The 1,362-nt window shown below is 51.8% G+C and carries 1 protein-coding gene; it reads left to right on the top strand.

All coding sequences use genetic code 11. The features are described 5' to 3' along the window. On the top strand, positions 1 to 1,356 hold a 1,356-nt coding region (locus C4885_RS16100; RefSeq protein WP_242979624.1), incomplete at its 5' end, for a recombinase family protein. Between the last annotated feature and the right edge of the window lie 6 nt (positions 1,357 to 1,362).

Genomic DNA, 1,362 nt, shown 5'->3' with positions numbered 1-1,362 from the left:
GATATGTCGAGGTTAGGGCGAAACTACCTGCAAGTGGGAATGTACACGGAAATGATTTTCCCACAGAAAGGTGTCCGCTTCATCGCTATCAATGACGGAGTGGACAGCGCACAGGGCGACAATGATTTTGCCCCGCTGCGGAATATCTTTAACGAATGGCTGGTGAGAGATACGAGCAAGAAAATCAAAGCAGTGAAACGCTCAAAAGGCATGAGTGGCAAGCCTATCACAAGCAAGCCTGTGTATGGCTACCTCATGGACGAGGACGAAAATTTCATCATTGACGAGGAAGCTGCACCCGTAGTCAAGCAGATATACAATTTCTGCCTTGCCGGGAATGGTCCGACCAAGATAGCCCGTATGCTCACAGAGCAGCAAATCCCCACGCCGGGAACGCTGGAATACCGCAGGACGGGCAGCACCCGCCGCTACCACCCCGGCTATGAGTGCAAGTGGGCGACCAATACCGTTGTGCATATCCTTGAAAACCGGGAATACACGGGCTGTCTGGTAAACTTCAAGACAGAAAAACTTTCTTACAAAGTCAAGCACAGTGTAGAAAATTCCCCGGAAAAGCAAGTGATTTTCGAGAACCACCACGAGCCTATCATAGACACGCAAACATGGGAACGGGTGCAGGAGCTTCGCAAGCAGCGCAAACGCCCCAACCGCTATGATGAAGTGGGCTTGTTCTCCGGCATACTGTTCTGTGCGGACTGCGGCAGCGTCATGTATCAGCAGCGATACCAGACAGACAAGCGCAAGCAGGACTGTTATATCTGCGGCAACTACAAGAAACGCACCTATGACTGTACGGCGCACTTTATCCGCACCGACCTCTTGACCGCTGGTGTACTCTCCAATCTGCGGAAAGTGACAAGCTATGCGGCAAAGCATGAAGCCCGGTTTATGAAGCTCTTGATTGAGCAGAACGAGGACGGGGGCAAGCGCAGGAACGCCGCCAAGAAAAAGGAACTGGAAGCCGCCGAGAAACGCATAGCCGAGTTATCCGCTATCTTCAAGCGGCTGTATGAGGACAGCGTGACCGGGCGCATATCAGACGAGCGTTTCACAGAGCTGTCGGCAGACTATGAAGCAGAGCAACGGGAACTGAAAGAAAGAGCCGCCGCTATCCAAGCGGAGCTTTCCAAAGCACAGGAAGCCACCGTGAACGCAGAAAAGTTTATGAATGTTGTCCGGCGGCATACCAGCTTTGAAGAACTTACCCCTACTCTGCTGCGGGAGTTTGTAGAGAAAATTGTTGTGCATGAGTGCAGCTATGACGAGAACAAGACCCGCAGACAGGACATTGAGATTTATTATTCTTTTGTTGGCAAGGTGGACTTGCCCGAATAACCGCCC

The organism is Subdoligranulum sp. APC924/74, assembly GCF_003324125.1.
GTDB lineage: Bacteria > Bacillota > Clostridia > Oscillospirales > Ruminococcaceae > Gemmiger > Gemmiger qucibialis.
The sequence above is the reverse complement of the archived record's forward strand: the minus strand, read 5'-3'. Positions and strand labels throughout refer to the sequence as shown.